At 71.6% G+C, this 26,415-nt stretch carries 20 protein-coding genes; 14 read left to right on the top strand and 6 right to left on the bottom strand.

Translation table 11 applies throughout. The features are described 5' to 3' along the window. Positions 1-23 precede the first annotated feature (23 nt). A complete protein-coding gene (locus ACWDRB_RS32435; RefSeq protein ID WP_449900123.1) occupies positions 24-3,119 on the top strand; it encodes an AfsR/SARP family transcriptional regulator in 3,096 nt (1,031 codons plus the stop codon). Here ACWDRB_RS32435 and ACWDRB_RS32430 read toward each other — a convergent pair. Genes ACWDRB_RS32430 through ACWDRB_RS32420 form a run of 3 tightly spaced genes read right to left on the bottom strand, consistent with a single transcriptional unit; the run spans position 3,092 to position 6,344 of the window. Next, positions 3,092-4,678, bottom strand: coding sequence for a CocE/NonD family hydrolase (locus ACWDRB_RS32430; protein ID WP_449900121.1), 1,587 nt, complete (start codon positions 4,676-4,678; stop codon positions 3,092-3,094). The genes ACWDRB_RS32435 and ACWDRB_RS32430 overlap by 28 nt on opposite strands. Next, positions 4,675-5,436, bottom strand: a complete 762-nt coding sequence (locus tag ACWDRB_RS32425; RefSeq protein WP_350738893.1) for an ABC transporter permease — start codon at positions 5,434-5,436, stop codon at positions 4,675-4,677. The genes ACWDRB_RS32430 and ACWDRB_RS32425 overlap by 4 nt, the downstream gene beginning before the upstream one ends. Then, positions 5,433-6,344, bottom strand: coding sequence for an ATP-binding cassette domain-containing protein (locus tag ACWDRB_RS32420; RefSeq protein ID WP_449900118.1), 912 nt, complete (start codon positions 6,342-6,344; stop codon positions 5,433-5,435). The genes ACWDRB_RS32425 and ACWDRB_RS32420 overlap by 4 nt, the downstream gene beginning before the upstream one ends. 161 nt (positions 6,345-6,505) lie before the next feature. On the opposite strand from ACWDRB_RS32420, the gene ACWDRB_RS32415 reads away from it, so the two are divergent. The 4 genes from ACWDRB_RS32415 to ACWDRB_RS32400 all read left to right on the top strand — a co-directional run bounded on the left by ACWDRB_RS32415 (position 6,506) and on the right by ACWDRB_RS32400 (position 13,432). Beyond that, on the top strand, positions 6,506-8,335 hold the full coding sequence (locus tag ACWDRB_RS32415; protein WP_449900117.1) for a M14 family metallopeptidase: 1,830 nt from the start codon (positions 6,506-6,508) through the stop codon (positions 8,333-8,335). Between the two features lie 259 nt (positions 8,336-8,594). Beyond that, positions 8,595-10,172, top strand: coding sequence for a chitinase (locus ACWDRB_RS32410; protein ID WP_449900116.1), 1,578 nt, complete (start codon positions 8,595-8,597; stop codon positions 10,170-10,172). Further along, positions 10,169-11,581 carry a carbohydrate-binding protein gene (locus tag ACWDRB_RS32405; protein WP_449900114.1) on the top strand — a complete coding sequence of 471 codons (1,413 nt, stop codon included), beginning with the start codon at positions 10,169-10,171 and terminating at the stop codon, positions 11,579-11,581. The genes ACWDRB_RS32410 and ACWDRB_RS32405 overlap by 4 nt, the downstream gene beginning before the upstream one ends. A 54-nt stretch (positions 11,582-11,635) precedes the next feature. Further along, positions 11,636-13,432 (top strand): chitinase, encoded by a 1,797-nt coding sequence (locus ACWDRB_RS32400; RefSeq protein WP_449900112.1) that lies wholly within the window; start codon positions 11,636-11,638, stop codon positions 13,430-13,432. Here the strand turns inward: ACWDRB_RS32400 and ACWDRB_RS32395 are convergent. After that, positions 13,425-14,996, bottom strand: a complete 1,572-nt coding sequence (locus tag ACWDRB_RS32395) for a molybdopterin-dependent oxidoreductase (RefSeq protein ID WP_397375761.1) — start codon at positions 14,994-14,996, stop codon at positions 13,425-13,427. The genes ACWDRB_RS32400 and ACWDRB_RS32395 overlap by 8 nt on opposite strands. Before the next feature lie 118 nt (positions 14,997-15,114). On the opposite strand from ACWDRB_RS32395, the gene ACWDRB_RS32390 reads away from it, so the two are divergent. Continuing rightward, positions 15,115-16,509: a hypothetical protein gene (locus ACWDRB_RS32390; protein ID WP_449900109.1), complete on the top strand. Its 1,395-nt coding sequence runs from the start codon at positions 15,115-15,117 to the stop codon at positions 16,507-16,509. On the opposite strand, the gene erm is transcribed toward ACWDRB_RS32390, so the two are convergent. Further along, positions 16,498-17,322 carry an ErmE/ErmH/ErmO/ErmR family 23S rRNA (adenine(2058)-N(6))-methyltransferase gene (erm, locus tag ACWDRB_RS32385; protein WP_350738871.1) on the bottom strand — a complete coding sequence of 275 codons (825 nt, stop codon included), beginning with the start codon at positions 17,320-17,322 and terminating at the stop codon, positions 16,498-16,500. The genes ACWDRB_RS32390 and erm overlap by 12 nt on opposite strands. Before the next feature lie 359 nt (positions 17,323-17,681). Here erm and ACWDRB_RS32380 point away from each other — a divergent pair, with 359 nt between their 5' ends. Genes ACWDRB_RS32380 through ACWDRB_RS32345 form a run of 8 tightly spaced genes read left to right on the top strand, consistent with a single transcriptional unit; the run spans position 17,682 to position 25,076 of the window. Then, complete coding sequence (locus tag ACWDRB_RS32380; protein ID WP_355210078.1) at positions 17,682-18,359, top strand: response regulator transcription factor; 678 nt, start codon at positions 17,682-17,684, stop codon at positions 18,357-18,359. Beyond that, positions 18,356-19,789, top strand: coding sequence for a sensor histidine kinase (locus ACWDRB_RS32375; RefSeq protein WP_449900106.1), 1,434 nt, complete (start codon positions 18,356-18,358; stop codon positions 19,787-19,789). The genes ACWDRB_RS32380 and ACWDRB_RS32375 overlap by 4 nt, the downstream gene beginning before the upstream one ends. Before the next feature lie 24 nt (positions 19,790-19,813). Further along, positions 19,814-20,350 (top strand): hypothetical protein, encoded by a 537-nt coding sequence (locus ACWDRB_RS32370; RefSeq protein WP_449900104.1) that lies wholly within the window; start codon positions 19,814-19,816, stop codon positions 20,348-20,350. Next, positions 20,347-21,438: a peptidoglycan-binding protein gene (locus ACWDRB_RS32365; protein ID WP_449900102.1), complete on the top strand. Its 1,092-nt coding sequence runs from the start codon at positions 20,347-20,349 to the stop codon at positions 21,436-21,438. Before ACWDRB_RS32370 ends, ACWDRB_RS32365 begins: the two co-directional genes overlap by 4 nt. Then, positions 21,438-22,100, top strand: a complete 663-nt coding sequence (locus tag ACWDRB_RS32360) for an ABC transporter ATP-binding protein (RefSeq protein WP_397375770.1) — start codon at positions 21,438-21,440, stop codon at positions 22,098-22,100. The genes ACWDRB_RS32365 and ACWDRB_RS32360 overlap by 1 nt, the downstream gene beginning before the upstream one ends. Further along, a complete protein-coding gene (locus ACWDRB_RS32355; protein ID WP_449900099.1) occupies positions 22,097-23,293 on the top strand; it encodes an ABC transporter permease in 1,197 nt (398 codons plus the stop codon). The genes ACWDRB_RS32360 and ACWDRB_RS32355 overlap by 4 nt, the downstream gene beginning before the upstream one ends. A gap of 54 nt (positions 23,294-23,347) precedes the next feature. Continuing rightward, positions 23,348-24,211, top strand: a complete 864-nt coding sequence (locus tag ACWDRB_RS32350; RefSeq protein ID WP_449900096.1) for a hypothetical protein — start codon at positions 23,348-23,350, stop codon at positions 24,209-24,211. Positions 24,212-24,230: 19 nt separating this feature from the next. Then, positions 24,231-25,076, top strand: coding sequence for a DUF6597 domain-containing transcriptional factor (locus tag ACWDRB_RS32345; RefSeq protein ID WP_449900093.1), 846 nt, complete (start codon positions 24,231-24,233; stop codon positions 25,074-25,076). Here ACWDRB_RS32345 and ACWDRB_RS32340 read toward each other — a convergent pair. Next, entirely contained in the window at positions 25,062-26,063 is a 1,002-nt protein-coding gene (locus ACWDRB_RS32340; RefSeq protein WP_449900525.1) for an AI-2E family transporter, read from the bottom strand. The genes ACWDRB_RS32345 and ACWDRB_RS32340 overlap by 15 nt on opposite strands. Positions 26,064-26,415: the final 352 nt, after the last annotated feature.

Raw genomic sequence — 26,415 nt, 5'->3', positions numbered from 1 at the left:
AGGGGCAGGGCAGGATGTGACATGTGCGGATTTGCATTCTCGGGCCGCTGGAGGTCGAGGGCGACGGGGGACCGATCGCGGTCGGTGGGTTCCGGCTGCGGGCGCTCCTGGCCGTGCTGGCGCTCGAAGCCGGCCGTACCGTCACGACCGAGCGGCTGATCGACGCCCTCTGGCCGGACGACCCGCCCGCCAACGCGGCCAACGCGCTCCAGACGCTGGTCAGGCGGCTGCGGGTGGCGCTTCGCCCGTACGAGGTGGTGGAGAGCAGGCCGGGCGGTTACGCGCTGGCCGTGGCCCCCGACGACGTGGACGCCCTGCGGTTCAGGCGGGCGGCCGCGAGAGGGGCCGGAAAAGGGGCCGGAAAAGGGGACGGCCTGGAGCTCTGGCGGGGGCCGGCGCTGGCCGATCTGACCTCCGTGCCGCTCCTGGCGAACGCGGCCGCCGCCCTGGAGCAGGACCGGCTCTCCGCCGTCGAGGCCCGAGCCGAGGCCGGGCTGGCGGCGGGCGCGCCGGTCGATCTGACGTCGGAGGTCGCCGCGCACCCGCTGCGTGAGCGGCTGGGCGCGCTGGCCATGCGGGCGCTCGCCGCGGAGGGACGGCAGGCGGAGGCGCTGGAGCTGTTCGAGCGCACCCGCCGCACGCTCGCCGACGAGCTCGGCGTCGATCCCGGGCCCGAGCTGCGCGCCGCCCATCTGGCAGTCCTGTCGGGAGAGGTCCCGGCACGCCCCGCGCCCCCGATGGCCCAGGTCAGGCAGCGGGGCAACGTACGCACCCCGCGGACCAGCTTCATCGGCCGCGAGGCCGAGCTGGACCAGCTGGGCACCCTGCTCGGCCGGGCCAGGATCGTCACGCTCGTCGGCCCCGGCGGCGCGGGCAAGACCAGGCTGGCCACGGAGGTGGCGCTCCGGTCGGCCGAGGCGGTCTGGATGGTCGAGCTGGCCCCGGTCAGCGACCCGGCCGACGTCGCGGGAGCCGTGCTCGACGCGCTCGGCCTGCGTGACGATCGCCCGCCGTACCGGCTGCCCGCCGGGGTGAGCGGCCCGGTGGAGCAGGTGGCCGAGGCCCTCGCGGGCCGCTCCGCGCTGCTCGTCCTGGACAACTGCGAGCACCTCGTCGACGCCGCCGCCGAGCTGGCCGAGCGGCTGCTGACGGAGTGCCAGGACCTGAGGGTGCTGGCCACCAGCAGGGAGCCGCTCAACCTGCCGGGCGAGCACCTCGCTCCCGTCCCGCCGCTGGAGCCGCCGCCCGTGGGGGCGAGCGCCGAGCAGGCGGGGGCGTACCCGTCGGTCCGGCTGCTGCTCGACCGGGCCGGGGCCGCGCGGCCGGGGTTCGCCGTCGACGGCGGGAACGTGGCCTCCGTGGTGGCGCTCTGCCGCAGGCTGGACGGCATGCCGCTGGCCATCGAGCTGGCCGCGGCCCGGCTGCGCACCATGACGCCGAGGCAGCTCGCCGACCGCATCGACGACCGGTTCAAGCTGCTCACCGGCGGCAGCAGGACCGCGCTGCCGCGCCAGCAGACGCTCAGAGCGGTCGTGGAGTGGAGCTGGGAGCTCCTGGGCGAGCAGGAGCGGGTGCTGGCCAGGCGGCTGGGCGTGTTCGCGGGCGGCGCGACGCTGGAGACCGTCGAGGCGGTCTGCGGGGGAGCGGCGGACGTGCTGGGCGCGCTGGCCGACAAGTCGCTGGTCCAGGCCTCGGCCGAGGGCCGCTACTCGATGCTGGAGACCATCCGCGCCTACGCGCTCGAACGGCTGGCCGAGGCGGGCGAGGTCGGCGAGTACCGGCGGCGGCACGCGGCATACCTGGTGGACCTGGCCGAGCGGGCGGTGCCCGAGCTGCGGACGGCCGCGCAGATCGCCTGGATCGAGCGGCTGTCCCCCGAGCGCGACGACTTCGCCGCGGCGCTGCGGTACGTCATCGACGAGCGGGACGCCGGGTCGGCGCTGCGGTTGTGCGCGGCGCTGAACTGGTACTGGTGGATGACCGGCTACCGAAAGGAGAGCGCGACCTGGGCCATGCAGGTGATGGAGCTGGTGGGTGACGATCCGCCTCCCGGGCTGGCCGCCGCGTACACGGCGTGCATGTTCGCGTACGGCGTGGACAAGTTCGGCACGATCGTCAACGACCGGCCCGCCATGCTGGCGCTGTCGGGGCTGATGGACCGGCTGATCGGGCGGGCCGAGCGGGAGGGGCCGCTGCACCCGATGATCAGGCTCAGCAGGGCCGTCATGGCCGCCGCCGCGGGGGAGGACGACCGCGCCGCCGAGCTGATCGAGGCGTACATCGAAAGCGACGATCTCTGGTTGTCCAGCTCCGCCCTCATGGTCGGCGGCCGGATGCGCAGCGAGGAGCGGCTGGAGCGGTCGGTGGCCGGGTTCAGGCAGCTCGGGGACCGGTGGGGGCTGACCGAGGCGCTGCTGGGCCTGGCCGAGGTGCGGGCCGCCCGGGGCGCGCCGACTGGCGACCTGATCGCCGAGACCTGGTCGCTGACCAGCCGTTGGGTCGGCTCGGACGAGGCGATCTCGACGCTGCTCAGGCTGGCGGAGCTGCGGTTGCGGACCGGCGACCTGGACGGCGCGCGCGAGGACCTGGACAGGGCCAGGGCCAGCATCGACGGGGAGACGACGGCGTACACGCGGCTGCTGCTCGGCCTGGCCGAGGCCGCGCACGCCTGCCACCTCGGCGACCTGGACCGGGGTCTGGAGATCTACCGCGGGCTGTTCGCCGTGCTCGCCGAGGCCCCGCCGATGGCGCAGCTGGCCGCCGCGCTCAGGACCGCGTACGGCCGGGCGCTGGCCCGCGCCGGCGACCTGGCCGCCGCGCTCGAACAGCACCACCTGGCCCTCGAAGTGCTGGGCACGTCCAGCCCGGACCGGCCGCTGCAGTCGCAGGTGCTGGCCGGGTTCGCGCTGGCCGCGCAGGTCGAGGGCGACCAGGAGCGGGCGGCCGTGCTGTTCGGGGCGTCGGCGGCGATCGAGCCGTGCGACATCTCGCCCGACACCGTGGAGGGCGCGCGGACGGCCAGGGCCGCGCTCGGTGACGAGCACTACGACGAGTGCTTCGCCAAGGGCGCGGCCATGTCCAGGCAGGAGGTCTACGGGATGGTCGGCAGCACGACGTAGGAGGGGCCGTGCAGGGTGGTGGTGCCCTTGTCCAGATTCCGCCCGAATCGGGGGAAGTTCGAGCCCGCCACGTCGATCCTGATCCGGTGCCCGGGCAGGAAGGCGTTCGAGATCGCGCCCAACTGCACCGTCACCTCGCGCACCTCGCCGGGCACCAGGCCCGTCAGCCTGGCGATGCCGTCGGTCAGCAGCTCGGCCCGCCCGTCGGGGTGGACGTCGATCAGCTTGGCCGTCACGTCGGCGCTCGTGGCGGTCGAGGAGACCCGCGCGACCAGCTCGACCGGGCCGCTCACCTCCACCCGCTCGGTGAGGGGCGCCGTCCGGTGGCGCAGGACGTCTCCTCGCCCGTCGAGCGGCCGCTGGTCGAGCGGGCCGAACGCGGCGAACGTCATGACCGCCCCGCCGACCGTCGGCACCGGGCCGCCCGGGTCGCTGACGAACTCCGCCACCCCGCCCTCCCCGGGCGTCGCGCCGAGCCCGCCGTCGAAGCCCAGGTGGTACGGCACGGGCCTGGCCCGCCGGACGGGCCAGTCGTCCTCCTCGCGCCACGCGTCGTCGCCCATCACGAAGATCTTCACCTTCGCCCGGTCGCGCAGGGGCGCCCCGCGCAGCCAGTGGTCGAACCAGTCGAGGTGCACCCCGGTCCAGTCGATCGCCTCCTGGCTCGCCTGGTCGCCGTAGTCGCGCCCGCAGATGTCCCGCTCGTGCGTGAAGTGCGTCCACGGGCCGACGATCAGCCGGGACTCGCCGCCCAGCCGCTCGAAGTGCTCGATGGAGCCGTCGCGGAAGTAGTCGTACCAGCCGGTGCTGACCAGCGCGGGCACCTCGATGTCGCCGTGCCGGACGACGCCGCCCCTCCAGAGCGGGTCGAGGGGGTCGGGGGTGTCCATCCACGTCGAGTAGAAGGGCACCAGGTCGGCCAGCAGCGGCTGGTCGCTGAGCGGCAGCCGCTCCGACAGCTCCCGCAGGCGCTCGTCGAGCCCGTGGGGCAGGCCGATGGCCGCCAGATACCTGCCCTTGTCCTCCTCCGTGGCCGTGCCGAGCGCGATCCGGCGGTCCAGCTCGTCCACGGCCAGCACCATCGCGCTGACGGTGAGGATGATGTTGAGGTTGGGGACGCCGCCCGGCTGGTAGACGCACTCGTACAGGCCGGCGGGGGAGACGTGCGGCGCGACGGCCTTCAGGCCCTCGGGGCGCTCCTGGGCCGCGAGGAGCTGGGTGATGGCCAGGTATGAGTCCCCATACATCCCGACATTTCCGTCGGACCAGGGTGCGGTCGCCGCCCAGCGGACCGCGTCGTATCCGTCGGCCGCCTCGCCGCCGATGAACCGGAACTCGCCCTGCGAGGCGCCGGTGCCGCGGACGTCCTGGATGACGACCGCGTACCCGGCCGCCACCAGGCGGGGCACGTCGAGGTGGTACCCGGGGCCCGTGGCGCCCCGGCCGTACGGGGTGCGCGACAGCAGCACGGGGAAGCGCCCGCTCTCGGCCGGCCGCCACAGCGTCGCCAGCAGCTCGGCGCCGTCACGGGTGGTCATGGTCTCGGTGGTCTCGATCATCGGACTCTCCTGTTGTAAGCACGAAGGGCGAGGGGCGCGAAGAGGGCGAGCAGGGCGGCGGTCCAGCCGAGCGTGATCCACACGTCGGAGGCGTGCAGGCCGCCGGTCAGCAGCCCGCGCAGGGCGCCGGCCAGGTGGGAGACGGGGTTGACGCCCATCCACCAGCTCAGCCAGCCGGGCATGTCGGTGGCGGGGACGAAGGCGCTGCTGCCGAACGTGAGCGGCAGCAGCACGGCCGTCGCCATCCCCTGCATGGACGTGACGGACTTGGCCACCAGCCCGATCCAGGCCGAACCCCAGCTCAGCGCCATGGCCAGCAGCAGCACCAGCCCAAGCCCGGCCAGCGCGCTCAGCGGGCCGGTCGTGACGCGGAAGCCGACGGCGTACCCGACGACCATGGACATCACGATGGTGATCAGCAGCGTGAGCAGGTCCGCCAGGATGCGGCCCGCCAGCGGCGCGGACCTGGCGATCGGCATGGTCCTGAACCGGTCGAACACGCCGTTGCCGATGTCGGTGGCCAGGTTCATGCCGGTGGTGATCGTCGACATGAGGGCCACCTGGACGAGCACGCCGGGCAGCATGTACGCCACCGCGCCCGCCCGGTCGCCGCCGGCCGCCCCGCCGAACAGGTACACGAAGATGACGATCATGAACACGGGCTGGAAGAGCAGGCCGAAGAGCTGGCCGGGATGGTTCTTCAGGGGGATCAGGCTGCGCCAGGCGAGCGTGAGGCCCTGGGAAAGCGCGGTGGTCATCGGTGGTCTCCGGTCAGGGTGAGGAAGACGTCGTCGAGGGAGGGCAGGCGCAGGGCGTGCTCGGCGAGCACGATGCCCGCGTCGTCCAGGTCCCTGAGCAGGGCGGGCGGCGCCGAGAGGTCGTGCACCGGGACGCTGACCACGCCGTCGGCGGCCTTCGCGCCGAGGAGGGCCTCGGCCTTCTCCAGGTCGGCGGCGCGCAGCGGCCGTACGTCGAGCCGGTGCCCGCCCGCCAGCGCCTTGAGCTCCGCGGGCGTGCCGGACGCCGCGACCCGGCCCCGGTCGATGACCAGCAGGTCGTCGGCGAGCTGGTCGGCCTCCTCCAGGTACTGCGTGGTCAGCAGCACGGTCACGCCGTCGGCGGTCAGCTCCCTGACCACGTCCCACAGCTCGCCCCGGGCATGGGGGTCCAGGCCGGTGGTCGGCTCGTCGAGGAACAGGATCCGGGGGCGGCTCACCAGGCTGACGGCCAGGTCGAGGCGGCGGCGCATGCCGCCCGAGTAGCCGCTCGCCGCGCGGTCGGCCGCCTCCTCCAGGCCGAAGCGGGCCAGCAGCTCCTTGGCCCTGGCCCTGGCCGCCGGCCGCGACAGGCCGAGCAGGCGGCCTATCAGCAGCAGGTTCTGGGTGCCGGTGAGCTTCTCGTCCACCGAGGCGTACTGGCCGGTCAGGCCGATCAGCTCGCGGACCTTCGCGGCCTGGCGGGTGACGTCGTACCCGCCGACCAGGGCGCGGCCCGCGTCGGGGCGGGCCAGGGTGGCCAGGACGCGCACCGCCGTGGTCTTGCCCGCGCCGTTCGGGCCCAGGACGCCGAGCACGGAGCCGGTCCGCGCCGCCAGGTCGACGCCGTCGAGCGCGCTCTTGTCGCCGTATCTCTTGACGAGCCCTTCGGCTTCGATCGCGTACTTCATGTCTCCGAGGGTGTCCGGGCCCGCTGGCATCCACCTGGCATCGACCTGTCAGGGGGATGGTGCATGTCCGTAACTTTGGGCCTTTCCTCCGTGCGGCAACGTCTTCAATCTCGGGTCAGGCGCCGGACACCATCCGATCCCGAGCGCCCGAGGAGGACGAGGTGCGACACCGATTAGTCATCCTGCTGGCAGCCCTCAGCCTGATCAGCCTGACCGGCATGTCAGGGGCGGGCGCCGCCGCGGAGCCCCCGGCCAACAAGCAGTACCGCGTGCAGGGCCCGGCGGACGCGCGGCAGCGCAGCGCCGTCGCGGCCACCGGAGCGGCCATCGAGGAGGTGGCCAAGGATTCGGTCCTGGTCACGGCCACGGCAGCCGAGGTCTCCGCCATCAGGCGGCTCGGCTACCGGGTGGCGGAGGTGCCGCGCCCGACATCCCCGTCCGGCGTCGGGACGCTTGACTTCCCGCCGGCGGACTCCGGCTACCACAACTACGCGGAGATGAACGCGGACATCAACGCCCTGGTCGCGGCGCATCCGAACATCGTCAGCCAGTCCACGTTCGGCACCTCGTACGAGGGCCGGGCATTGCCCCTGATCAAGATCAGCGACAACGTGGGCACGGACGAGAACGAGCCCGAGGTGCTCTTCACCGCCCACCAGCACGCCCGTGAGCACCTGACGGTCGAGATGGCGCTGTACATCATGCACCTGCTGGCCGACAACTACGGCACGGACTCCCGGATCACCAACCTGGTCAACACCAGGGAGATCTGGATCATGCCGGACCTCAACCCGGACGGCGGCGAGTACGACATCGCCACCGGCTCCTACCGCTCCTGGCGCAAGAACCGGCAGCCGAACTCCGGCTCGTCGGCCGTCGGCACCGACCTGAACCGCAACTGGGCCTACAACTGGGGCTGCTGCGGCGGCTCGTCGGGCTCGACGTCCAGTGAGACGTACCGGGGCGCGAGCGCCGAATCGGCCCCCGAGATCAAGGCGGCGGCCAACTGGGTGCGCAGCCGGGTCGTCGGCGGCGTGCAGCAGATCAAGACCAACCTCGACTGGCACACCTACAGCGAACTGGTCCTGTGGCCCTACGGCTACACCCTCAGCGACACCGCGCCCGGCCTGACCCAGGACGACCGGGACGCGCACGCCACGCTCGGCCAGAACCTGGCCTCCACCAACAACTACACGCCCGAGCAGGCCAGCGACCTCTACATCACGGACGGGACCATCGACGACTGGATGTGGGGCGCCTACAAGATCTTCAGCTTCACGTTCGAGATGTACCCGACCGGCTCGAACCCCGGCTTCTACCCGCCGGACGAGCAGATCGTCCCGCAGACCACCCGTAACAGGGAGGCCGTGCTCCGCTTCCTCGAATACTCGGACTGCGTCTATCGGATCATCGGCAAGGAGTCCCAGTACTGCGGCACCGGCAACCCGCCGCTGACCGTCTACTCCGACACCTTCGAGACGGCCGCGGGCTGGACGGTCAACCCGTCGAGCACCGACACCGCCACCCTCGGCCAGTGGGAGCGCGGCGACCCCGAGGCCACCACCTCCAGCGGCGCCAAGCAGCTCGGCACCACGGTCAGCGGCACGAACGACCTGGTCACGGGCCGCCTGGCGGGCTCGGCCGCCGGTGACTTCGACATAGACGGCGGCGTCACCTCGATCCAGTCGCCGCCCATCACGCTGCCGTCCACGGGCGCGCTGAACCTGTCGTTCTCGTGGTACCTGGCGCACGGCTCGAACGCCTCCAGCGCCGACTACTTCCGGGTCCGCGTGGTCGGCACCACCACCACGACGGTCCTGAACCAGGCGGGCGCGGCGTCCAACCGCAACGGCGCCTGGGCCACCGCGACGGCCGGCCTGAACGCGTTCGCGGGCCAGACGGTCCGCATCCTCATCGACGCCGCCGACGCCTCGGGCGCCTCCCTGGTGGAGGCCGGCGTGGACGACGTCAAGATCACCCAGCAGTCGTAATCCGCTGCGTCACCCCGCCGCACAGGATCCCGGTCCTGTGCGGCGGACTCATGTTTGGGTCTTGTAAGGACGGGCTGTCAAGGCTACGATCGCGACAACTCTTAGGAAACTTTCCTAAAAGTAAGCCCCACCGACATCACCGGTCCGCGCATACACCCCCCAAGGGCCCGTGCCCACCTCCACGGGCCCGTGCCGTACGGCTTGCGCTCTCACCCCCCGGTGCAAGCCGTACGGCACGCCACCCCTGAAGGAAGAACTCGTGAGACCTCGCGCGATCCTCCTGGCACTCTCCACCCTCGCACTCACCTTGTACGCCCTCCCGGCCCAGGCCGCCCCTCTCGCCCCCGGGGCCACCGCGACCTTCGTCAAGGTCTCCGACTGGGGCTCCGGATTCGAGGGCAAGGTCACCGTCACCAACGGCACCACCACGGCCATGAACGGCTGGAACGTCCAGTTCGACGTCCCGGCGGGCTACTCGATCCCCTCCGCCTGGGACGCGGTCATGTCCCGCAGCGGGCAGCACTACACGTTCACCAACCCGAGCTGGGCCTCCCCCCTCGCACCCGGGGCCAGCGCGAGCTTCGGCTTCAACGGCAGCCCCGGCAACTTCCCCGGCATCACCGGCTGCACGCTGAACGGGGCCTCGTGCGGCGGCTCGACGGCAGGGGCCCCGGGCCGGCCGGGCGCCGCCTCGGCCACCGCGACCGGCAACGCCATCTCCCTCACGTGGGGGGCGTCCTCGGGCACGGTGACCGGCTACCGCGTCTACGAGGGCAGCGTTGTCAAGGCCACGGTCACGGGCACCTCGGCCACGATCGGCGGGCTCGGCTCGTGCGAGACCCACACCTACACCGTCAAGGCGTACAACTCCGTCGGGGAGTCGGACGCCGGCGACCCGGTCACCGCCACCACCACCGGCTGCACCGGGGGCGGCGGGACGCTGCCCAAGCACTTCCTCACCGGCTACTGGCACAACTTCGCCAACGCCGCGGCCGAGCTCAAGCTGTCGGCCGTCCCCAACGAGTACGACCTGATCGCCATCGCGTTCGGCGAGGCCACCGCCACGGCGGGCGAGGTCGTCTTCGCGCTCGACCCCGGGCTGTCCTCGGCGGTCGGCGGCTACACCGACGCCCAGTTCAAGGCCGACGTGCAGGCCCTGCACCAGCGGGGCAAGAAGGTCATCCTGTCCGTGGGCGGCGAGGCCGGGCGCGTGCAGGTCGCGAGCGCCGCCGCCGCGACGAAGTTCGCCGACTCGGTGTACGCGCTGATGCAGTCCTACGGCTTCGACGGCGTGGACATCGATCTGGAGAACGGCCTCAACGCCACCTACATGGCCCAGGGGCTGCGGGCGCTGCGAGCGAAGGCCGGCTCCGGGCTGATCATCACGATGGCCCCGCAGACCATCGACATGCAGTCGACCGGGGCGGAGTACTTCAAGCTCGCCCTGAGCATCAAGGACATCCTCACGGTCGTCCACACGCAGTACTACAACTCCGGGTCCATGCTCGGCTGCGACCAGGCGCAGGCGTACGGGCAGGGCTCGGTAAACTTCATGACCGCCCTCGCCTGCATCCAGCTCGAGAACGGCCTGCGCCCCGACCAGGTGGCGCTGGGCCTGCCGGCCGGGCCGGGCGCGGCGGGCGGCGGCGTCGTCTCTCCCTCCCTCGTCAACCAGGCGCTCGACTGCCTGGCCAAGCGCACCAGCTGCGGGACCTTCGTGCCACCGCGCGCCTACCCGGACATCAGGGGCGCGATGACCTGGTCCATCAACTGGGACGCGAGCAACAACTGGTCCTTCTCCAAGACCGTCAAGCCCCACCTCCAGGGAATGCCATGAAATTTCGCAGCAAACTCATCGCATTACTCGCCGGGATCGCCCTCGCGCTGACCGGCGCCGGATTCTCGACCGCCACGCCCGCCGCGTTCGGGGCCGTGCAGCAGTTGGCCGCCGCCTGGGCCCCGTGGACCTCGTACGCGATCGGCGCGGTCGTCACCTACAACGGCGTCGACTACGTGTGCATCCAGGCCCACACCTCGCAGCCCGGCTGGGAGCCGCCCAACGTGCCGGCCCTCTGGAAGGTCGGCTCGGGCGGCGGCAACCCCGGCGCGCCCGGGCAGCCCGGATCGATCAACACGTCCGTGACGAACTCCAGCATCTCGCTGAGCTGGGGCGCCTCGTCCGGCACCGTGACCGGCTACCGCGTGTACGAGGGCTCGACGCAGCGGGCCCAGGTCACCGGCACCAGCGCGACCGTCTCCGGGCTCGGCACGTGCACGACGCACACCTACACGGTGAAGGCGTACAACTCGGCGGGCGAGTCGGCCGGCCGTGACGCGACCGCCACCACCAGCGGCTGCACCGGCGGCGGCGGGACCAAGATGCCCGGCGCCCCCTACCTCTACATGGGCTGGGGCGACCCGCCGAACCCCGGCACCGTGATGGACGCGACCGGCGTCAAGTCGTTCACGATGGCGTTCATCCTGTCCGGCGGCGGCTGCAGCCCGGCGTGGGACGGCAACCGCCCGCTGACCGGCGGCGCCGACCAGCAGGCCATCAACACGATCAAGTCGAAGGGCGGCAGCGTCCAGGTCTCCTTCGGCGGCTGGCAGGGCAACAAGCTCGGCCCCAACTGCTCCACGCCGCAGGCGTTCGCCAACGCGGTCCAGCAGGTCATCAACGGCGTCGGTCCCGCCGTCGTGGACTTCGACATCGAGAACACCGACGAGTTCGAGAACTACACCGTCCAGGACCGCATCCTGAACGGCCTCAAGATCGTCAAGCAGAACAACCCGAACGTCAAGGTCGTCGTCACCTTCGGCACCTCCAAGACCGGCCCCACCGCGCCCGGCGTGCGGCTCATCAACCAGGCCAGGGCGCTCGGCGTGCCGATCGACAACTACACGATCATGCCGTTCGACTTCGGCGGCTCGAACATGTACCAGGACACGGTCAACGCCTCCGAGGGCCTGAAGAACGCGTTGAAGAGCGCGTTCGGGTGGAGCGACGCCCAGGCGTACGCGCACATGGGCATCTCGGGCATGAACGGCCTGTCCGACCAGCAGGAGACGACCTCCCCGTCCACGTGGACGCAGATCCGCGACTGGGCCAACTCGCACGGCCTGACCAGGCTCGCCTACTGGGCCGTCAACCGTGACCGCCCCTGCCCGGGCGGCGGCGTGGTCTCCAACTGCAGTGGCATCTCCCAGTCCAACTGGGAGTTCACCCGCATCACCGCCGGATTCTGACCCGCTGAGCGGCCCGCCCCCCGCGCCGGGGCGGGCCGCGCGTGGAGGTATCGCATGAATCTCCGAGGACCGGTCGCGCTCGCCCTGGCGCTCGTCGCGCTGCACGCAACCCCGGCAGCCGCCGCCAACATCCTGGCCAACCCCGGCTTCGAGTCCGGGCTGAGCGGCTGGACGTGCGGCACCACGTCCGGCGCGCAGGCCGTGTCGTCACCCGTGCACGGCGGCACCCGCGCGCTCCAGGCCACCCCGCAGGGCAGCGACTACGCGCGCTGCCAGCAGACCGTCACCGTCAAGCCGAACACCGCCTACCAGCTCTCGGCCTGGGTCCAGGGCAACTACGTCTTCCTCGGCGCCACCGGCACCGGCGGCACCGACCCGCAGACGTGGGGCGCGCCGGGCGCGGCGTGGAGCCAGCTCAAGACCTCCTTCACCACCGGCGCCTCGACCACGTCCGTGACGGTGTACGTCAACGGCTGGTACGGCCAGGGCGCCTACCTGGCCGACGACGTGGTGCTCGACGGCCCCGGCGGCACCCCGGACACCCAGGCGCCGACGGTCCCCGGCAACGTGTCCGTCAGTGGCGCCACGAGCTCCAGCCTCACCGTGAGCTGGGCGGCGGCCACGGACAACGTCGGGGTGGCCCGCTACGAGGTCTCCCGCGACGGCGGGGCGCCGGTCGCCGTCACCGGGACGAGCCACCAGGCCACCGGGCTCGCCGCGGCCACCACGTACCGCTTCAAGGTCCGCGCCTGCGACGCCGCCGGAAACTGCTCGGCCTACACCCCCGAGGCGAGCGGCACCACGACGAGCGGCGGCGGGGGCGGCGGCCTGCCGAAGCGGGTGATGGTGGGCTACCTGCACGCCTCATTCGCCAACGGATCCGGATATATCCGGATGAGTGAGGTGCCGAACGAGTGGGACATCATCAATCTCGCCTTCGGCGAGCCCACCTCGGTCACCTCGGGCGACATCAGGTTCCGGCAGTGCCCGGCGGCCGAGTGTCCCAACGTCGAGCCCGAGGCCGACTTCGTCGCCGCCATCAGGGCCAAGCAGGCACAGGGCAAGAAGGTGCTGATCTCGATCGGCGGCCAGAACGGCCAGGTCCAGCTCACGACCGCGGCGGCCCGCGACAAGTTCGTGGAGTCGGTGTCCGCGATCATCGACAGGTACGGCCTGGACGGCCTGGACATCGACTTCGAGGGCCACTCGCTCTACCTCAACCCCGGCGACACGAACCTCGCGAACCCGACCACCCCGGTCGTCGTCAACCTGATCTCGGCGCTGAAGTCGCTCAAGAGCCGGTACGGGGCCACATTCGTGCTGACCATGGCGCCGGAGACGTTCTTCGTCCAGCTCGGCTACCAGTTCTACGGCCCGGGGCCGAACGGCACGGCCGACAGCAGGAGCGCCTCGTACCTGCCCGTCATCCACGCTCTGCGGAACGACCTGACCCTGCTCCACGTGCAGGACTACAACTCGGGGCCGATCATGGGCCTCGACGGCCAGTACCACACGATGGGCGGCCACGACTTCCACGTGGCCATGACGGACATGCTGCTGGCCGGCTTCCCGATCATGGGCAACGCGGGCAACGTGTTCCCGCCGCTGCGCCAGGACCAGGTGGCCATCGGGCTGCCCGCCGCACCGAACGCGGGCAACGGGTTCACCACGGTGGCGGAGGTGCAGAAGGCGTTCGACTGCCTGGCCAAGGGGGCCAACTGCGGCACCTACCGGCCGCGTGGCGTCTACCCGAACCTGCGCGGCCTCATGACCTGGTCGATCAACTGGGACAGGTTCAACGGCTTCGAGTTCTCCCGGAGCCACCGGGCGTACCTGAACGGTCTCACCTGACGAGCTGCGTGGGCTTGAGCGGGATGCCGAGGCCGGGCGGCCGGTAGGTGGGCAGCGCCTCGCCGTACTCGTGCATCCAGGCGTGGTCCACCAGCAGCCGCATCCGCCCGCCGCCGGGCGGGCCGCCCTCCTGCACCGGGGCGGCCCGCCCGGCCAGGCGCGCGACCGCCTCCGCGACCAGCCCGGTGTCGGGCGGCGACAGGTCGCAGTGGTCGTCCGGCCCGATGATCAGGTCCACGTCGGGCGGCAGCGGGTAGATCGGCCGCGGCAGGGCCAGCACGCGCGGCGGCGGCGCCATCGGCCAGCCGTCGCGCACCGCCTCCAGCAGCACCGAGCGCGCGGTCCGGCGCGCGAACAGCCCTTCGGCCAGGGCCCAGCTCAGCGCGCCCACGTCCGCGCGGTCCTCGCCGCAGGCGTGCAGGCACAGGTACGGCACCAGCGGGATCCCGGCCCCGCTCGCCTGCGCCCACCCGCTGCCGCATCCGGTCAGCACCAGCAGCGCCAGCATCGCCCGGTAGGCGGTGTCGGCGTGCGGCGTCTCGAGCCGCCCCGGCACGAGCAGGCAGCGCCCGCCGGTCTTCTCCGCCGTCACGCCGAGCTCCCGCGCGATCTTCAACGTCCGCGACGCGGCCACCCCCGTGCACGCCTCCTGCCAGGCAGGCGTGTACGGCTCACCCGGGTCCGCGTACCCGGACGGCCACACGCCGGGCAACCCCGGCCGGCCCACCCCGTAAACGGCCAGCAGCAGGTCGAACACCGTCGTCACCAGCTCGTCGCCGTCCCGCAGCACCGGCACGCCCCGCCGCAGCACGCCCGGCCCGTCGTCGAAGCGCGGCAGCAGCACCTCCACCGCCTCGCCGCCGTACACGCTCAGCCGGTCGCACCCGCGCCCCAGCAGCCCGCCCGGCACGTAGGCGTCCTCGCGCGCCCGCAGCCGCACCAGCGACGGCAGGTCCGTGCGCTCCATGGCGTGCTCGGCGAACGGCGTCCTGTCCAGGAAGAACTCCTTGAGCAGCACATGCCCCATGGCCATCGCGAGCGCCCCGTCCGTGCCGGGGCGCACGACCAGCGTCTCGTCGGACAACCGCGTCGGATGCGTGCCGATCGCGACCACCTTCTGGCCCTTGTACCGCCCGGCGATCACCCAGGGGGTGTCCGGCGTGCGTACCAGCCGGTTGTTCTCCCCCCACAGCAGCACGTACGCCGCCCGCGCCCAGTCGTCGGCCGCCGGGCCCGCGAACCGCGGTCCCAGCACCTGCTCCGGCGCGCACGGGTGCTCGGTCAGCACCGCGCCGCCGAGGTCGGCGATCAGCCCCGCCAGCGGCGAGGTGGACAGCGCCGCCACCCGATCGGGCCCGTGGGACGCGGCGGTGTGCACCATCGCCGCCGCCGCCAGTTCGGCCGCGGAGGCGTCGTCGAGCGGCACCCGCCGCTCTCCTCTGAACGGCCGATATTGCTGAGAATTCGCTGTGAGTTTCGCCCAGGCGGCAACCGGGTCACGGACCCCGTCCCGCACCTCGAAATAGAGCCTGACCAGTGCCTGGTTGACCTGCGATCCCCCCATGGAAAAAGTTCAACACAGACAGTGATGCTCTATCGCCATACGTATCGGCATGTCGGGGATAAGAATTGGAAGCCCTGGTGGAAACCACTGCCGGAGTTACGGCAGGCTAGAGGCCGCCATGGATTACGCAGTTCTCACGGGGATAGTCCTCGTCGCCGGTGTCGTACTCGCTCTAGTCGCCCAATGGCGGGATTGGCGTCCACCGCTCGTCGTCGCCATCGTCGTCGGCGTGGCCGTACGCCTGCTCATCATGTACACGTCGGCCATCGATTCGTGGCAACCCGTCGACTTCATGGAGAGCTTCAAGCCCGCGGGCGAGGCCGTGCTGCGCGGCCAGGACCCGGTGCTCGCCAGCGAGGGCGGCTGGCACTTCCTGCCGACCATCCCGTACGTGTACGGGATCCTGCTGTGGCTCGGCATCCCGTGGGAGTACGCCGGGCGCCTGGTCACCGTGGTCGCCGACATCGCGCTCATCCCGCTGGTGGCCAAGCTGGCCGGCGGCCCCAAGGCATCGCTGCGGGCGCTCCAGTACGCGCTCAACCCCCTCGCCCTGATGATCGCCGCCATCCATGGCCAGGTCGAGCCGGTCGCGCTCGTGTTCGGCGTGGCGGCGTTCGTGGTCGCCCGCGGCCCCGGCGCGCTGGAGCGTCCCGGCATCGCGACGGATGTGGTCGCCCGGGTGCGCGCCGGCGTGGCCGCGTACGGCGTGCGCTCCTCGATCCCGCGCGTGCTCGGCCGCGGCGGCATGCTGCACCGCGCGCTGCTGCCGGCCCCCGGCGACAGGGCCGACCTCAAGCGGGGCGCGCTGGCCGGCGTGCTGATGGGCCTGGCGCTGTGCGCCAAGAGCTGGCCGATCTGGCTGATCCCCGGCATGCTGCTGCTCCTGCCCAACCTGCGCTCCCGGGTCGCCGCGATGTTCACCACCGGGATCGTGCCGCTGTTCTTCCTGGTCACGCTGCCGGTCTTCGCGGGCACGTCCCTCAACCAGATCCCCGCCGTCATCAACACCATCCGCGACATCCGCCCCATCGTCGGCGAGTGGGGCTGGACCCCCTGGTACACCGGCGGCGACTGGGCGCTGCGGCCCGACCTGGCCTCGTTCGGCACGAACCTGATCTACCTGTGCGTCGTCGCGGCCGTGCTCTACTGGCGGCGCGCCGACCCGATCGACATGACGACGGCCATCCTGCTCGTCTTCATGGTCGTGACGCCCCGGCTCGGGGCCCAGTACCTGATGTGGTTCATGCCGTTCCTGGTCGCCCGGCCCACCAGGTTCGCCTGGCCGGCCATCGTGGGCGTGTCGATCTGGTCCGGATACGGCTACCTCTACATGACGCAGTTCGACGTCAACAGCTGGTGGTACCTGCACCAGGACTGGTCGCGGGCGTCGATCGTGCTGCTGCCCATCCTGGCGCTGGCCATGCCCTGGGGCCGCCGCGTCGCGACCACGGCCCCAGGACTGGCTCCTTTCGTCGGCCCGTCGAAGCAGGCCAAGGTCAGCTCACCGGCATAGGCCCTCCCACAGGATGATCCACTGGTCGGGGTGGACGTGGGCCACGACGGTGTCGCGGGCGACGCCCGCCGCCTTCAGCGCGGCGTCCACCCCCTGGTAACGGGTCTTCAGCGAGGCGCGCACCGAGCCGCCGACGCCGCCGAAGCCCAGCTCGACCAGCTCCTGGTAGGAGCGGCGGGAGGCGACGAGCGGCTCGGGCCTGCGCTGGACGCGCAGGATCGCCGAGTCGACGGACGGGACGGGGCGGAAGCTCTCCCTGCCGATCGTGTCGCCGAGCCGCCAGTGGAACCACGGCCACGACTCCACCGTGACCAGGCTCCAGCGGCCGTAGTCGCCCGACCGCTTGCGGGCGTACTCCCGCTGGGTGAGCAGCGTCGCCGACGTCAGGGCCGGCGCCCGCAGGCACCAGTCCACGATCTTCGACGTGATCGAGTACGGGATGTTGCCCACGACCGCGAACGGCTCGCGCGGCGCCCGCGCGGCCGTGAAGTCGCCCCTGACCACGTCGATCCTGGGATCGCTGCGCGTACGGGCGGCCAGCCGCCCGGCGAGCAGCGGGTCGATCTCGTAGCCGACGACTCGCGCGCCCGCCTCGGCGAGCGCCAGGGTGAGCACACCCTCCCCGGCGCCGGGCTCCAGCACGAGCCCGTCGGGAGCGGCGGCCTTCACCATCAGATCGACGGCATGCCGGTCGGCCAGGAAATTCTGCGAGAGCGTGCGCCTCGCCCGGTCTCTGGGCGTGCGACCGCCGCCGCCATTCCTGGCTTTACGCTGAGTATGCGAATAGTTTCCGTGCGCGAAATTCTGCGCCACAGCACTTGCCCTTTCGGGTCCTCGAGATTGACAGGTCTCGAAGGGCCCTGGGCGCGCGTGCGGACGCTACAGCCTCAGGTGTTCGCGTCCGCTAGCGGGCCAGAGCCCGGCCGTGGCGGATGCGAATGAAAACCGGGCAGGAGAACATGCATGTCATGCCGGTCACAGTAGGCAGCGGTCCGCCGTCCGGGCAACGGAATTAAATGTGATGCGCGGCCGGCGCCGGGTTCGGCCCGTGTTCCCGTGGGGCGCGCCCGGCCCGCTCACCGCGACGTGCCGTTCCGGCCGCGCGGGCCGATCTTCGGCGGGAGATGAGCGCTTTGAGCCCGCTTTGAGGTGGTTCGGGTAGACCTTTACCCATGGACCGACCGGCCAGGGTGCTCGTCGTGGACGACGAGCCGAACATCCGCGCCCTGCTCTCCCAGACGTTGCGGCTGGTGTCTTTCGAGGTCAGGACCGCGGAGACGGGTGCGGAGGCGGTGACGGCCGCCAGGGAGTTCGACCCCGACATCGTGGTGCTCGACGTGATGCTGGAGGACTTCGACGGGTTCGAGGTCGCCAGGCGGCTGGGCGAGCGCGTCCCCGTGCTGTTCCTGACCGCCCGCGACCGGGTCGAGGACCGCGTCCAGGGCCTCACGCTGGGCGCCGACGACTACGTGGCCAAGCCGTTCAGCCTGGAGGAGGTGGTGCTGCGCATCCGCGCCATCCTGCGCCGAAGCCGCTCGACGCCCCGCAACGACGTGCTCCGCTACGCCGACCTGGAGCTGGACCCCGCGGCCCACCAGGTCTCCCGGGCCGGAGTGCCGGTGGACCTGTCGCCCACCGAGTTCAACCTCCTCGAATACCTCCTCACCAACGCCGGCAGGGTGGTGAGCAAGGCGCAGATCCTCGACAGCGTCTGGCACTACGACTTCGACGGCGACTCCAGCATCGTCGAGTCGTACGTCTACTACCTGCGCAAGAAGATCGACAAATGGGAGCCGCAGCTCATCCACACCGTGCGCGGCGTCGGCTACACGCTGAGGACCCCGCGGTGAGGCCCGAGGTGAGGCCCGCCGCCTGGACCCTGCGCACCCGCCTGGTCATGGCCGTGCTCGGCGTCGCCACGCTCGGGCTGGTGCTCTCCACCGTGGCGGGCGTCGTACTGCTGCGCGGCAGCCTGACGGACCGGGTGGACAAGCAGCTCGAACAGCTCACCAAGATGGCCACGATCAAGAACGGCCAGCTCTTCGGGTCGATACGGACGCTCACGGCGTCCCCGATGAACGACGTCGTCTCCGAGGTGCTCACGAAGCGGGTCGCCGCCATCCAGCAGATCATGGTGTTCGGCTCCGACGGCACGCTGCAGTACAGGTTCGGCGCCTCCGGCCAACCCGGCCCCGTCGTCGACGAGGGCAGGACCGGCGAGAACTACACCGCGCCGGGCACCTCGGGGCCCTCCTGGCGCGTGCGCGCCGTGAAGGCGTCCGACGGCAGCACCCTGGTCTTCGCCCAGTCGCTCGCCGAGGTCGAGCAGACCCAGACCTCCGCCATCGCCATCTTCGTCGCGGTGGGCGCGTGCGTGCTGCTCCTGATCGGCCTGGCCGCCGGCGCCCTGGTACGCCTCGGCCTGCGCCCGCTGACCAGGATGGAGGCCACGGCCGGCCACATCGCCCGCGGGGACTTCGACCGCCGGGTGCCCGCCGACGACCCGCACACCGAGCCCGGCCGCCTGGCCCGCGCCATGAACGTCATGCTCGACCGCCTCCAGTCCGAGATCGCCGCCAGGACCGACTCCGAGGCCCGCATGCGCCGCTTCCTCGCCGACGCCTCCCACGAGCTGCGCACCCCGCTCACCTCCGTGCGAGGCTTCGCCGAACTGCACCGCAGGGGCGGCGACGCCGGCGAGGCGATGCACCGGATCGAGGACGAGGCCGCCAGGATGGGCGTGCTGGTCAACGACCTGCTCACGCTGGCCCAGCTCGACGAGGAACGCCCGATCGAGCGGCGGCCCGTGGACCTGCTGGAGGTGGCCGCCGACACGATCCGCGACGCCCGCGTACGCGCGCCGGACCGGCAGGTCAGGCTCGCCGCCCTCGACGGCCCCCTCGCACCCGTGACGATCACGGGCGACGACGCCCGCCTGCGCCAGGTGGCCGCAAACCTCGTCGGCAACGCGCTCTGCCACACGCCCCCCGACGCGTCCGTCACCGTCAAGGTCGGCAGATCGGACGGCCTGGCCGTGCTGGAGGTGTCCGACACCGGGCCCGGCGTGCCGCCCGAGCACGTGCCGCACCTGTTCGACCGCCTCTACCGCGTCGGACGGGGCAGATCCAGGGCCGACGGCGGCGCCGGGCTCGGCCTGGCCATCGTCTCCGCCATCGTCAGCGCCCACGGGGGCCGCGTCGAGGTGGACACCGCGCCGGGCGAGGGCGCGACGTTCCGCGTCCTCCTACCTGGCTCCGAGGCGGCTCCCAGCTCGCTTTGAACGGCGCTCGGCACATTCGGAGGCATGACGAAGACACTCATCGCGCCCCCGCTGCTTATCGGGTTGCTGGCCGCGTTCGCCGTCGGCTGCGGCAGCCAACAGGGTGACACGGGAGTCGCCTCCGTGGCCGTGGGCTCCTCCGCGAAGCCCTCCGCGAGCCCCGCCCCGACCGGCACGACGGACCCGCAGGAGCAGGGCAGGAAGTTCGCGCAGTGCATGCGCGACCACGGGATCCCCATGGAAGACCCGGACCCGAACGGGGGCGGCGGCCTCCAGGCGATCGGCGAGAACGCCGACAAGAAGAAGGTCATGGACGCCGTCGCGGCCTGCCAGGCCTACGCCCCCTTCAAAGACCGCAAGAACCTCGACCCGGAGCAGGTCGACAAGCTCCGCGAGCTGGCCAGGTGCATGCGCGAGAACGGCGTGGACTGGCCCGACCCCAACCCCGACGGCACCTTCTCCAGCGGCACCGCGCTGAAGCTGGACCGGAACGACCCCACGTTCAAGAAGGCATTCGAGATCTGTGGCAAGAAGTTCCCGAAGCTGGGGGAGCGGAAGTGACGCAGGTCAAGGAGCCCTCGACGGCCGCCCGCGCCTTACCGCCCCGCCGTCGCCGCCCTCTGCGGGCACTGGCCTGGACGGGCGGCGCCGCGCTGCTCGCCGCCGCCGTCGCTGCCGCCGCCGTGGGCTTCGGCGGAGACGGCACCGGTACGGCCGCCGCCACCCGTACACCCCCGGCCACCGCCAAGGTGACCCGCACGACCCTCACCGAGACGAAGACCGTGGACGGCACCCTCGGCTACGGCGACCCCCTGACCGTCACCGCCAAGTCCCAAGGCACGATCACCTGGCTCCCCGGTGAGGGCACCACGATCACCCGGGGCCACGCCGTCTACAGCGTGGACGCCGACCGTCGCCCCCTCCTGTACGGCACCATGCCCCTCTACCGCACGCTGGAGGACGGGGTCGCGGGCAAGGACGTCGAGCTGCTCGAACGCAACCTCGAGAAGCTCGGCTACACCGGATTCGACGTGGACGGCGAGTTCACCTGGGCCACCAGGGAGGCGGTCGAGGACTGGCAGGACGACCTCGGGCTCGACGTCACCGGCAAGATCCAGCCGGGGGACGTCGTGGTCGCCGACGGCCCCATCCGGGTCGCCGACCTGAAGAAGGCGCTCGGCGACAGCGCGGGCGGTCCCGTGCTGACCGCCACCGGCACCACCCGCCAGGTGCTCGTCAACCTCGACGTTGCCGACGAGCACCTGGTCAGGAAGGGCATGAAGGCCACCGTCGAGCTGCCCGACGGCACCGAGGTGAACGGCAGGATCACCCGCGTGGGCAAGGTCGCCACCGAGACCGGCAGCGGAAACGACACGACCACCACCGTGGAGGTCGAGGTGTCGGTGAGCGGGCTGAAGAAGTCGTACGACGCCGCCCCCGTGGACGTCACGATCGTCTCCGACCAGCGGAAAGACGTCCTGGCCGTGCCCGTCGGCGCGCTGTTCGCCCTGGCCGAGGGCGGCTACGGCGTACAGGTCGTCGAGGGCCCGGCCACCCGCTACGCCGCGGTCGAGACCGGCATGTTCGCCGACGGCCGGGTCGAGGTCACCGGCGTCCAGGAGGGCACGACCGTGGCGGTGCCCAAGTGATCGTCGAACTGCACGACGTGAGCAAGGACTACGGCGACGTGGCGGCGCTCCGTGGCGTCTCCCTGGGCATCGAGCACGGCGAGCTCGTCGGCATCGTCGGCCCGTCCGGCTCGGGCAAGTCGACCATGCTCAACATGATCGGCACCCTCGACCGCCCGTCCGGCGGCCTGGTCCGCATCGCGGGGCACGACGTGGGCTCGCTCACCGACAAGCAGCTGTCCGCGCTGCGCGCGAACGTCATCGGCTTCGTCTTCCAGCAGTTCCACCTGGCCGCCGGGGTCAGCGCGCTGGACAACGTGGCCGACGGCCTCCTGTACGCGGGTCCGTCCCTGCGGGAGCGGCGGCTACGGGCGTACGAGGCGCTCGAACGCGTCGGCCTCGGGCACCGGCTCGGCCACCGCCCGCACGAGCTGTCCGGCGGCGAGCGCCAGCGCGTGGCCATCGCCCGCGCCGTGGTCGGCGAGCCGCGGCTGCTGCTGGCCGACGAGCCCACCGGCAATCTCGACTCCCGCTCGGGAGCGGGCGTGATGGAGCTGCTGCGCGAGCTGAACGCGGGCGGCACCACCGTGGTCGTCATCACCCACGACCGCGACATCGCGTCCTCGCTGCCCCGTCAGGTCGAGATGCTGGACGGCCTGGTCGTGGAAGGAGCCCGGGTATGACTCTTCTGGTTGCGGCCCGGATGCGGCCGCGCGACGTGATCAGAGTCGGCGGGGCGGGCCTGCGGGCCAGGCCGCTGCGGGTGTTCCTGTCGGCGCTCGGCATCGCCATCGGCATCGCGGCCATGCTGGGCGTCGTCGGCATCTCCGCCTCCAGCCAGGAGGACCTCAACCGGCAGCTCGAAGCGCTCGGCACGAACCTGCTCACCGTCTCGCCCGGCCAGACCCTGTTCGGCGAGGCGTCCCACCTGCCCGCCGAGTCGGAGGGCATGATCGGCCAGATCGACCCCGTCACCGCGGTCACCGCCACCGGCACCACACCGGCCAAGGTCTACCGCAACGACCACATCCCCGAGGCCCAGACCGGCAGCGTCTCCGTCACCGCCGCCCGCCTCGACCTCATCGAGGACGTCGGCGCCACCGTCGTCAGCGGCACCTGGCTGAACGAGGCCACCCACCGCTACCCGGCCACCGTGCTCGGCGCCAAGGCGGCCGACCGGCTCGGCGTCGTCCAGGCCGGTCCCGACCAGCGGGTGTGGCTGGGTGGGCAGTGGTTCACCGTCGTGGGTGTGCTCGCGCCCGCGCCCCTGGCCCCCGAGCTCGACACGGCCGCCCTGGTCGGCTGGCCGGTCGCGGAGGAGCGCCTCGGCTTCGACGGGTACGCGACCACGATCTACACCAGGGCCCAGGAGCAGTACGTCGCCGCCGTCCGCGACGTCCTGGCCGCCACCGCGAACCCGGAGACGCCCAACGAGGTCGAGGTGTCGAGGCCGTCCGACGTGCTGGCCGCCAAACAGGCCACCGACGCCACGCTGAACGCGCTCCTGCTCGGCCTCGGCGGCGTCGCCCTGCTGGTCGGCGGCGTGGGCGTGGCCAACACGATGGTCATCTCGGTGCTGGAGCGGCGCGCCGAGATCGGCCTGCGCCGCTCCCTCGGGGCCACGCGCGGCCAGGTCCGGGTGCAGTTCCTCGCCGAGTCGCTGCTGCTGTCGGCCATCGGCGGCGTGGGCGGCGTGCTGCTCGGCATCGGCGTCACGGCGGCGTACGCGAGCCTGCAGAGCTGGCCCGCGATCGTCCCGGTCTGGGCGATGCTCGGCGGCGTCCTCGCCACGCTGGTCATCGGCGGCATCGCTGGCTTCTACCCGGCCGTACGGGCCGCGCGGATGTCGCCGACGGAGGCGCTGGCCACTCCATGAGCATGTCCGATTTCGACAAGAGAACGGCCCAGAGGAAGGAGTAGCTTCGCCGTCATGGACGTGATCGACCGTGCTGAGACATATCTGCAGCTCCACGGCCGCCTGCTCGACAGGTTGCGGTTCGCGGCGCTGTTCCGGGACGGGCCCCGCGAACGGGTGCTCGACGTGCTGCGCTGCTACCAGAACACCGACGGCGGCTTCGGCCACGCGCTCGAGCCCGACCTGCGCGGCGCGGGCAGCCAGCCGGAGCCGGTCGAGGTGGCGTTCTGGATCCTCGACGAGCTGGACGCGTTCGACTCGCCGATGGTGGCCGCCGCGTGCGACTACCTGGCCGGGGTCGGCACGCCGGACGGCGGCGTGCCGTTCGTGCTGCCGTCCGTCCGCGACACGCCCCGCGCGCCGTGGTGGGAGACCCCCGACGACCCGCCGGGGAACCTCGTCCCCACCGCGTCGATCGCGGGGCTGCTGCACAAGCACGGCAGCACGCATCCCTGGCTCGCCGCCGCCACCGACTTCTGCTGGTCGCGGATCGCCGCCCTCACCGAGATCAGCCCGTACGAGGCCCGCGCCGTCGTGACGTTCCTGGACCTGGTGCCGGACCGCCCTCGTGCGGAGGCGGAGTTCGCGCGGCTGCGTGACGCGCTGCTCGCGAACGTCTCGTTCGATCCCGACGCGCCCGGTGACGCTCACTTCCCCCTGGATTTCGCGCCGTCGCCGCTGCGGCTCCCGATGTTCACGGAGGACGTCCTGGACGCCCACCTCGACGCCCTGCTCCGCGCGCAGTCCGACGACGGGGGCTGGAGCGGGAACTGGCTGATGTGGACGCCGCTGGTGGAGCACGAGTGGGGCGGCTACCTCACCGTGCACCGGCTCAGGACGCTGCGGGCGTACGGGAGGCTGCCGGGGTTCTGTCAGTGAGGCGGAGTACGTTGGAGGCATGTATGTGGAACGGCCTCCGACCGCCGACCTCGCGGGCCGTCTCGCCTGCGTGTGGCATCAGGTCAGCGAGGCCGACGCCACGCAGCTCGTGGTGCCCGACGCCTGCGTCGACCTGATCTGGGGGCCTGAGGGGCTGTTCGTGGCCGGTCCGGACACCGGGCCCATGCCGACCCCGATGGCCTCCGGCGACACCTTCGTCGGCATCCGCTTCAGGCCGGGGGCGGTGGGCGACTTCTTCGGCGTCCCGCTCCAGGAGCTGCGCGACCAGCGCGTCAAGGTGTCCGAGCTCCCGTCCCTGCGTGACCAGCGCGTCCGGGTGCCCGACCTCCCGCCCCCGCATGATCAGGCCGTCGGGGTGTCCGAGCTTTCCTCCCTGCACGGTCAGCGCGTCCAGATGCCCGACCTCCGGCTGTCCCTCCGCGATCAGCCCGTCCGGCTCTCCGAACTCCCGTCCCTGCGCGTCGTGGACGCCGCGCCTCCCGGGCGGCTCGACGCGATGCTCGCGGCGGTCAGGGGCCGCCTGGCCCGCGAGGTCCCCGCCGATCCCGCGGGCGCCGCCATCGCCGGCGCGCTCAGGATGGGCCGCTCGGTCGGCGAGGTTGCGTGGGACCTGGGGTTCAGCGAGCGCCAGCTGCACCGCCGCAGCCTGGTCACGTTCGGCTACGCGCCCAAGATCCTCCAGCGCATCGTCCGGTTCCAGCGCGCGCTGGCCCTGGCCCGCGCCGGCGTCCCCCTGGCGGAGGTGGCGGTCACGGCGGGCTACGCCGACCAGGCGCACCTGTCACACGACGTCAAGCGGCTGAGCGGGGTGTCCATGCGCCACCTGGTCTCACCCGCGGGGTAGCTTGCCCGACACCAGCGCCTGCGCCCATCCGGCGGTCGGGTCGCTGTCGATGAACAGCGCCCGCGCCAGCAGGCTGAGTGGAATGGCGAGAATGGCGCCCAGCGGGCCCAACACGAAAGTCCACACGATCAGCGAAAGAAATGTCATCGTCGTCGACAGCCCCACGGCGTCCCCCAGGAACTTGGGGAGAATGAACGACTGCGTGACGACATTGGTCACGGTGTACGCGGCGACGACGAGCAACATTTTCTGCACGCCGCCGTCCAGCAGCGCGAGCATGGCGGGGGGCAGCAGGCCGATGATGAAGCCGATGTTGGGGATGTAGTTGGCGATGAGCGCCAGCACACCCCAGAGCAGCGGGAGCGGTACGTCCAGCAGCGTCAGGGCGATCACGTCGAGCACCGCGTAAATGATCCCGAAGACGGTCGAGACGATCAGGTAGCGCCGAGTTTTGTGCGCGAACGTGGCCAGCGCGGGAACGAGCCGCGCCCCGTTGCCCGTGCCGGAGGTGAGTATTCTCGCCGTCACCGGAGCGTCGAGACACATCGCCAGCAACAACACGACAATGAGAAACATCGACGACAGAATGGCGATCACACTGCCCAGCAGAGCCTGCGCGAATTCCACGATCTTGCCGGGGTCGAACGCCGCCAGCCCTTTGTTGAGCACGTCGTTGCTGACGCCGTGCGTGGTGGCCCAGTGCTGGGCGTCGGAGAGCAGTTGCTGGAACTGGGCGGTGTACGAGGGCAGCAGCGAGGCGAGCTGGGTGGCCGAGATGACCAGGATGCCGACCATGCCGAGAAGCACGAGCACGACGATGAGGAACGGCACCGCGACCTGGAGCCAGGTGGGCGCGTGCCAGGCGGCGAGCCTGCGCCGCACGGGGGAGACGGCGATGACGAGCACCAGCGCCAGCACGATGGGGCCGGCTATCGACGCGACCTCTCGGATTCCGTAGAGGACGATGACGGCGGCCGCTATGCCCACCAGGATGATGAGCGCCCTTGGCGCCGCTTGCTCTCGCACGCCCGGTACGTACCCCTGGTAGGCGTGCGTACCGTCGATTTGACGGTTCCCGGAGGCGTACATAGAGTTCACCAGTCCCGAGAGGGCGGCGCTTGATCGTCGATCTCACTCGGGGGCAACCTCCCTTCCACTTCGGTGCGAGACGTGCGCGTCTGGTTCTGAGGGCTGGTAAGTTAGAGGGGTTGTCCCGGAAACGGGGCGGGTCTTAATTCCAGCAGGTCGAGCAAGTCGGGTCAATTTGACAGGGACTTGAACGGCTGAAAGAATAAAGACACAACGAAATGAACGCCTCCGAGCGAAAGACCGGAACGGT

This window comes from Nonomuraea sp. NPDC003707 (assembly GCF_053587055.1).
The sequence above is the reverse complement of the archived record's forward strand: the minus strand, read 5'-3'. Positions and strand labels throughout refer to the sequence as shown.

Coding starts and splice junctions, on each gene's coding strand:
- ACWDRB_RS32405 (WP_449900114.1), top strand. CDS start 10,169: ATGAAATTTCGCAGCAAACTCATCGCATTACTCGCCGGGATCGCCCTC.
- ACWDRB_RS32380 (WP_355210078.1), top strand. CDS start 17,682: ATGGACCGACCGGCCAGGGTGCTCGTCGTGGACGACGAGCCGAACATC.
- ACWDRB_RS32370 (WP_449900104.1), top strand. CDS start 19,814: ATGACGAAGACACTCATCGCGCCCCCGCTGCTTATCGGGTTGCTGGCC.
- ACWDRB_RS32390 (WP_449900109.1), top strand. CDS start 15,115: ATGGATTACGCAGTTCTCACGGGGATAGTCCTCGTCGCCGGTGTCGTA.
- ACWDRB_RS32430 (WP_449900121.1), bottom strand. CDS start 4,678: ATGATCGAGACCACCGAGACCATGACCACCCGTGACGGCGCCGAGCTG.
- ACWDRB_RS32425 (WP_350738893.1), bottom strand. CDS start 5,436: ATGACCACCGCGCTTTCCCAGGGCCTCACGCTCGCCTGGCGCAGCCTG.
- ACWDRB_RS32355 (WP_449900099.1), top strand. CDS start 22,097: ATGACTCTTCTGGTTGCGGCCCGGATGCGGCCGCGCGACGTGATCAGA.
- ACWDRB_RS32420 (WP_449900118.1), bottom strand. CDS start 6,344: ATGAAGTACGCGATCGAAGCCGAAGGGCTCGTCAAGAGATACGGCGAC.
- ACWDRB_RS32345 (WP_449900093.1), top strand. CDS start 24,231: ATGTATGTGGAACGGCCTCCGACCGCCGACCTCGCGGGCCGTCTCGCC.
- ACWDRB_RS32395 (WP_397375761.1), bottom strand. CDS start 14,996: ATGGGGGGATCGCAGGTCAACCAGGCACTGGTCAGGCTCTATTTCGAG.
- ACWDRB_RS32400 (WP_449900112.1), top strand. CDS start 11,636: ATGAATCTCCGAGGACCGGTCGCGCTCGCCCTGGCGCTCGTCGCGCTG.
- ACWDRB_RS32350 (WP_449900096.1), top strand. CDS start 23,348: ATGGACGTGATCGACCGTGCTGAGACATATCTGCAGCTCCACGGCCGC.